This window comes from Streptomyces sp. CBMA123 (assembly GCF_014596465.1).
GTDB lineage: Bacteria > Actinomycetota > Actinomycetes > Streptomycetales > Streptomycetaceae > Kitasatospora.
The window spans coordinates 1-7,021 of sequence record NZ_MECK01000272.1 but is presented as its reverse complement, the minus strand read 5'-3'; the positions used below and the strand labels follow the sequence as shown (position 1 = coordinate 7,021).

Below are 7,021 nucleotides of genomic sequence, written 5' to 3'. Positions count from 1 at the left end.
CAGCTCGGCCGCCGCCCGCCGGCCGGGGGAGAGCGCGTCCAGCCGCGCGGCGGCGGCGGGGCGCCAGGCTTCCAGCGCCCCCTCGGCCGCGCCGAGGACCGGGGCGGCGAACATCAGGGCGCCGGCCAGGTGGATCGGGACCCGATGGCACCGGGCCGCGTCCCCGCCGAGCGGCCGTTGCGCGTCCGCGAGGGTGCAGGACAGCCGGTCGGGGACGAAGGCCTCGGCCACCTCCACCGCGTTGCTGCCCGTCCCGCGCACGCCCAGGCTCCGCCAGGTGTCCAGGACGGTCCAGTCCGCCCGGGGGACGGCGAAGATCCGGTGCTCGGGCCGGTCCGCGGTGCCGGTCCGGGAGGCCAGCAGCAGCCAGTCCGCGTGGTCGACCCCGCTGGCGGTCTCCCACCGGCCCCGGATCCGCCAGCCGTCCCGCTCCCGGACCGCCTCGCCCTGCGGCGGCATGATCGAGGCGGCGATCACCACGTTCGGGGAGTAGGCCCACAGTTCCTTCCGCCCCTCCTCCGGGAGGTAGGAGGCGAGGCGGCCGTGCGCCGCGAACAGCGTGGCGCACCAGGACGTGGACGGGCAGGTGCGCGCCACCGCCGCCGAGGCGGCCAGCAGTTCGGCGAAGCCGCCCGCCGCGCCGCCGTACTCGCGGGGGACGAAGTGCCGGGGGAAGCCGGCGGCCACCACGGCGGCCACCGCCTCCGCGCCGAGCCGGCGCCGCTCCTCCACCGCCGGGAGGTCGCGCCGGGCCGCGTTCACCACCTGCTCGACGGCTGCGGCGGAGAGGCTCACACCGGCCGTGCTCACGAGGTCTCCTGACGGAGCGTCAGTTTCTGTCGCGGGTCGCGGTAGGCGAGCCGCGCGCTGGCGAGGACGGTGCCGTGCTGGGCGGCGGTGACCTCGGCCGTGCGCGGTCCGGCGGCCCGCCACCCCGGCCCGGGCGTCACGGTGATCGCCACCGGCACGTCCGGCTCGGCGAAGGCGGTGAAGACCGAGCGCACGGCGGCGGGGTGCAGTGGAGCGCCCAGGGCGCGGCCGGCCTGCCGGAAGGCCTCCAGCAGCGCCATGCCGGCGACGTGGTCGGACGGGTGGTCGTGGAGCACCGGGTGGTGGGGGTCGTCGTCGAGCCAGAACTGGCCGGGGGCGCCCCGTTCGTCGCGGGCCAGCAGGACGTGCCGCCCCTCCGGGTACCCGACCTCCCGGGGGCCGAGGCGTCGCAGCCCGCCGACCGGCGCCGCGGGCGGTAAGGCCGTGCCGGCCGCCGGGGCCTCCTTGGCGCCGACGTCGCGGTGGCGGATCAGCCGGTAGAAGTTCGGGTGCAGGACCTCCCAACGGACGTCGGCCCGGCCGATCCGGACGCCGTCGACGGAGATCGCCGCCTGGAGCGCGAAGCTGGCCCGGCGCGGCGTGGTCAACCGCCGGGCGCAGGCGACGTCCAGGATGACGCGGGCCGGACGGTCCGGCCGGACCGCCACGGTGCTGTCGGCCAGGTCGAGGTCGAGCCGGTCGAGGACGAAGGGGTGCCCCTGCGGCACGCCGTGGAAGCGGTGCGAGAGGTGTATCAGGGTCTGCCGGACGGTCTCGGCCAGCAGGAGCGGATCCGGCGAGCGGCCCTGCCCGCCGTCATGGAGGAACGAGTGGAGGAATCGGTCCCGGTGCCACAGGGCGCCGACGGTGAAGTGACCGTCAGCGGCGCGGATGGCGTCGGTGAGCAGGACCTCCGTCGGGGAGGTCTTGTGGACGGCGCCGGCCGGAAGGCGGTGCCGGAACGAGAGTCTGCGGACAGGCGCGAGCGATGCCGCCTGGTCCGACGACGGGTACCTTGGCGATGCGGTGAAGATGGACATGTGAGTGCGTCTCCCCGTTGGTGTGCCGTTCCCTAAGGTGGTTCCACCCCATCTGCGGGCGAGGGGCATGTCGGGTGACCGTTGATCCCGGCCCGAAAATATACCTGGGCGAAGGTATAAAGCTAGAAGCGCTGGGGCGCAAGAGAGGATTGGCGAACTGTGAGTCAGAACAAGGGTGTTGCTGTGGAATCGCTGTGGCCTGCTCCGACGATCCGGCCCGCGGGCGCGGCCGGTCCGATGCTGCGTCAGGAACGTGCGGAGCGGACGCGGGAGCAGATCCTGCACTGCGCCGCGCGGATCTTCGCCGAGCGCGGCTACCAGCAGACCAGCATCAAGGACGTGGCGGACGAGGTCGCGATGACCAAGGGTGCTGTCTACTTCCACTTCCCCAACAAGCAGGCCCTTGCCGTCGCGGTGGTCGACGAGTTGTACTCACGCTGGCCGGTGACGCTGGACGCGGTGCGTGGGAAGGGCCTGTCGCCGCTGGACACCGTGATCGAGATGTTCAACGCGGCCACCGCCGCGTTCCTGGAGGACCCGATCATGCAGGCCGGCACCCGGCTGCAGAACGAGCGCGACGCCGTCGACGTCGAACTGCCGCTGCCCTACGTCGACTGGACCAACCTGATCTCGACGCTGATGCACGAGGCCCACGGCCAGGGCCAGTTGGCCCGGCACATCGACCCGGACGTGGCCGCCCGGGTCGCCGTCGCGGCCTTCTTCGGCGCCCAGCACATCTCCGACAACCTGCACGGCCGCGCCGACTTCGCCGAACGCTGGCGCGAGGTGCGCGACACGCTCTTCCCCGCGCTGCGCGCCCTCCCGAGGCCCGTGGCCGCGCCCGACCGCCACGTCACCCCGAGGTGACCCCGGACCCAGAGGAGCCCCGCCATGCCCCCGTCCGACCGGCTCACCCCGTCCGAGCGGCCGACCCCGTCCGACCGGCTGGCCTTCAGTGACGTCGACGAGACGCTGATCAACTGCAAGAGCATGTTCGACTTCCTCGACTTCTACCTCGGTGGTCGGTACGGGCCGTCGGGCGCCGAGCGGGCCGCCCGGGTGCGGGCGGAGCTGAGCGCGCTGGTGGCGGCCGGGGCGTCGCGCGAGCAGGCGAACCGGGCCTACTACCGGGTGTGGGCCGGGGTGTCCGAGGAGTCGGTCGCCGCGGCCGGTCGGGAGTGGTTCGCCCGGCGCTCCAGGAGCGCCGGCTTCTACATCGCCGCCACCCGCGAGGCCCTGACCCGGCACCGGGCGGCGGGCGATCCGGTGGTGCTGGTCTCCGGCTCCTTCCCGGCGCTGGTCGAGCCCGTCGCGCGGGACGTCGGCGCGGCCCACGTGGTGTGCAGCCGGCCGGCGGTGCGCGGGGGAGTCCTCACCGGTGAGCTGGTCGGCGAGCCGGTGATCGGCGAGGAGAAGCACCGGGCCGTACGCGCCCTGCTCCGGGCGTACCCGCACGTCGACCCGGCGGACTGCTACGGCTACGGCGACCACGTGTCCGACCTGCCGATGCTGACCGCGGTGGGCCACCCGGTGGTGGTCGGTGACCGCGGCCTGGCGGACCGGATCCCCGGCGCCCGGCTGCTGCCGGCCGGAGCGCCGTTCGCAGGTGCCGCGGAGCGCTGAGCTCCGGGCCCCGGGCTCCGGGCTCCATGCCTTCTCCATGTGAAGGTCGTGCTGCGGCACGTTACAGCCCCATGAAAATACCTTCTCAAAGGTATGTAGATCTTCTGGCGTCGCCGCGCAAGCATCCCCGTGGGTCCGTCTCGCCGCGGATGCCCACCAGCGGCCCACCCCCCGCCGCCTGAACCCACCGAGCCACCGCGTGCAACCGAGCCCGCTCCGCACTCGCACACCCGAACCCGCGCCCCCACCACCCGAGTTCACCCGCCGCCCAGCGACCACCCTGGCCAACCCGGCCGTCCCCACGGTACGTTCGGACACCACACGAACCCACGAACCCGGCCCCGGCCAACCCACGAAGCCCCGGAAAACAAAGAGAACCCCAGATCAACTGGGGTTCTCTCGTCGGTGTCCGAGGGGGGACTTGAACCCCCACGCCCGATAAAGGGCACTAGCACCTCAAGCTAGCGCGTCTGCCATTCCGCCACCCGGACCAGGTGTCGCCCTCGCGGCTTCGGATCTCTCGTCCGTCGCGCTGACAGATGTAACTGTAGCAAAGATCGGCTTGGGGTCCCAAAACGGCTCCGGAGCGGGGTGCGGGGCTGGTGGCGGGGGCAAGGGGCGGCTTGTGGCGGGGGCGTGACCAGCGGGTTTCGGGGCCGTGCGGGGGGTGGATCGTGATCGAGGGCTGGGGGAGGATGGGCGGACGTGCTCGTACGGCCCGGGTGCAGGTCCTGGGGGTGGCGCGCTGGTGCGTCGGTGCGGGCCCAAGACGAGGAGTGACCGTGAGCGAGCGGAGCGAGGCGGCGGCGCCGAGGGTGACGGCTGAGTCTGAGGTCGCCGAGATCTGTCGCGATCTGATCCGGATCGACACCAGCAACTACGGCGACGGCTCGGGCCCGGGTGAGCGCAAGGCGGCCGAGTACGTGGCCGAGCAACTCGCCGAGTTCGGGCTGGAGCCGCAGATCTTCGAGTCGGCCAAGGGGCGGGCCTCGACCGTGGTCCGGATCGAGGGCGAGGACCGCTCCCGTCCGGGCCTGCTGATCCACGGCCACACGGACGTGGTGCCGGCCAACGCCGCGGACTGGACGTACGACCCCTTCGGCGGCGAGATCGCCGACGGCTGCGTCTGGGGGCGCGGCGCGGTCGACATGAAGGACATGGACGCGATGACCCTCGCGGTGGTCCGCGACCGGCTGCGCACCGGCCGCAAGCCCCCGCGCGACCTGGTGCTGGCCTTCGTCGCCGACGAGGAGGCGGGCGGCACCTACGGCGCGCGCTTCCTGGTGGACAAGCACCCGGAGCTGTTCGAGGGCGTGACCGAGGGCATCGGCGAGGTCGGCGGCTTCTCCTTCACCGTCAACGACCAGGTGCGGCTCTACCTGGTGGAGACGGCCGAGAAGGGCATGCACTGGATGCGCCTGACGGTCGAGGGCCGGGCCGGGCACGGCTCGATGGAGAACGACGACAACGCGATCACCGAGCTGTGCGAGGCGGTCGCCCGGCTCGGCCGGCACAAGTTCCCGCTGCGGATCACCAAGACCGTCCGGGCCTTCCTGGACGAGCTGTCCGACGCGCTCGGGGTCGAGCTGGACCCGGAGAACATGGACGAGACGCTGCGCGTCCTCGGCGGCATCGCCAAGATGATCGGCACCACGCTGCGCAACACCGCCCAGCCGACCATGCTGGGCGCCGGCTACAAGGTGAACGTGATCCCCGGTCAGGCCACCGCGCACGTGGACGGGCGCTTCCTGCCCGGCTACGAGGAGGAGTTCCTGGCCGAGCTGGACAGCGTGCTCGGCCCGCGCGTGAAGCGGGAGAGCCTGCACTCGGACCGCGCGATCGAGACCAGCTTCGACGGCGCGCTGGTGGAGGCGATGCAGACCGCGCTGCGCGCGGAGGACCCGATCGCCCGCGCCGTGCCGTACTGCCTCTCGGGCGGGACGGACGCCAAGTCCTTCCAGGACCTCGGCATCCGCTGCTTCGGCTTCGCGCCGCTGCAGCTCCCGCCGGAGCTGGACTTCGCCGGGATGTTCCACGGTGTGGACGAGCGGGTGCCGGTGGACGGGCTGAAGTTCGGCGTCCGGGTGCTGGACCGCTTCCTCGACGCCTGCTGAAGCCCCGCGGCCCGCTGATCAGGCGACTGGGTCGGCCCGCTCCCGGAGTGCCGGGGGCGGGCCGACCGCATTGTCCGAGCGCATGATTGTGGGATGGGTTGGGGGAGATCAACAGAAACGATTCTGCCTGCAATTGCGCGCCGAGCGTTTGTGCGAGGCATCACCGTTGCGGGTGAATGGCAAATCTGTTCCGTACCCCGTTTGCCGCAGCGTCGTTCATTCCTGTGCAGCCCGCCGAACGGGTTGCGTTGTCCATACAGGAGGAATGATGAAGGTCAAGAAGATCGCCGCTGTCGCCGCCGCCACCGGTGGCCTGGTGCTCGCCGCCGCCGGTGTGGCGTCCGCTCACGGCGGTGCCGGTGCCGAGGGTGTGGCCGCGAGCTCCCCGGGTGTCGTCGCCGGCAACCAGATCCAGGTTCCGGTCCACGTGCCGGTCAACCTGTGCGGCAACACCGTCAGCGTGATCGGCGTGCTGAACCCCGCGTTCGGCAACCACTGCGCCAACGTCTGAGTCGACCTCCGGGCCGTTGAGGCCCGTTGAGGCCGGTCGAGGTCCGTTGGGACCGGCTCAGCACGGCCCCCGGGCGGCGGACGCGCCGCACCGGGGGCCTTTGTGCGGTCGGGGCCGGGCCCCGAAGGCGAGGCCGACGGGGTGCTCGGCAAGTTCGAACGCCCCGATCGCTCGATCGGGTGAAGCTGCTTCGTTCGGCTCAACCTCCCCGTTTGCCCCTCGTTAACTCGTGTGCAGTCAAAGGCCTTGCGTGATTTCCGGATATACGGAAATTCCGACTTTCATACAGGTTCACGTCAAGGTCGCCATGCCGTCTCGAAACGTCAGGGGAAATCATGAGGAATGTAGCCAAGAAGGGGATCCTCACCGCCGTGGCCACCGGCAGCGTGCTGGCCTCGACCGCCGGCTACGCCTACGCGGCCGCCGAGGCGCAGGGAGGTGCCGCGGGATCACCGGGTGTCGCCTCCGGGAACTCGGTGCAGGTGCCGGTCGAGGTGCCGATCAACGCCTGTGGCAACACGGTCGACGTGATCGGAGTGCTGAACCCGGCGTACGGCAACCACTGTGCCAACGTCAGCGGCGGCGCCCGCCACGCCGCCCAGCGGCCCGGCCAGGGCGGTCGGCCCGGAGGCAGTGCCGGCTCCGGCGCCGGCGCCGGCCGCGGATCCTCCGCCTCGGGGGCCTCCGCCAGTGGCACCGCGGCCAACTCGCCCGGGGTGATCTCCGGCAACAGCGTCCAGGCCCCGGTGCACGTCCCGGTCAACGCCTGCGGCAACTCCGTGGACGTGGTCGGCGTCGGCAACCCGGCCTTCGGCAACGACTGCGCCAACGTGGCCCGGCCCGCCCCGAAGCCGACCGACGACTGCCCCGAGGGTCACACCACCCCGCCGGCCAGCGACACCGGGTCGGGCAGCTCGCGCAAC

The 7,021-nt window shown here is 72.3% G+C and carries 7 protein-coding genes and 1 tRNA gene; 5 read left to right on the top strand and 3 right to left on the bottom strand.

Translation table 11 applies throughout. The annotated features are described in order from the left end of the window. Nucleotides 1-810 (bottom strand): acyl-CoA dehydrogenase family protein (locus tag BG452_RS26740; protein ID WP_188306916.1); only part of this gene is annotated, 810 nt, incomplete at its 3' end. Beyond that, entirely contained in the window at nt 807-1,850 is a 1,044-nt protein-coding gene (locus BG452_RS26735; RefSeq protein WP_188306915.1) for a ScbA/BarX family gamma-butyrolactone biosynthesis protein, read from the bottom strand. The genes BG452_RS26740 and BG452_RS26735, both read right to left, overlap by 4 nt. Nucleotides 1,851-2,087: 237 nt before the next feature. Between BG452_RS26735 and BG452_RS26730 the strand changes: the two genes are divergently transcribed. Beyond that, nucleotides 2,088-2,717, top strand: a complete 630-nt coding sequence (locus BG452_RS26730; RefSeq protein WP_188306914.1) for a ScbR family autoregulator-binding transcription factor — start codon at nt 2,088-2,090, stop codon at nt 2,715-2,717. Between the two features lie 24 nt (nt 2,718-2,741). Then, entirely contained in the window at nt 2,742-3,473 is a 732-nt protein-coding gene (locus tag BG452_RS26725; protein WP_188306913.1) for an HAD family hydrolase, read from the top strand. Between the two features lie 406 nt (nt 3,474-3,879). Here BG452_RS26725 and BG452_RS26720 read toward each other — a convergent pair. Continuing rightward, nucleotides 3,880-3,964 (bottom strand) — tRNA-Leu (locus BG452_RS26720). Between the two features lie 291 nt (nt 3,965-4,255). On the opposite strand from BG452_RS26720, the gene BG452_RS26715 reads away from it, so the two are divergent. From BG452_RS26715 to BG452_RS47795, 3 genes are all read left to right on the top strand, one after another. After that, entirely contained in the window at nt 4,256-5,587 is a 1,332-nt protein-coding gene (locus BG452_RS26715; protein WP_188306912.1) for a M20/M25/M40 family metallo-hydrolase, read from the top strand. Nucleotides 5,588-5,855: 268 nt separating this feature from the next. Next, nucleotides 5,856-6,098 (top strand): chaplin, encoded by a 243-nt coding sequence (locus BG452_RS26710; RefSeq protein ID WP_223242765.1) that lies wholly within the window; start codon nt 5,856-5,858, stop codon nt 6,096-6,098. A 335-nt stretch (nt 6,099-6,433) separates the two neighbouring features. Beyond that, on the top strand, nt 6,434-7,021 hold a 588-nt coding region (locus BG452_RS47795), incomplete at its 3' end, for a chaplin (protein WP_188306910.1).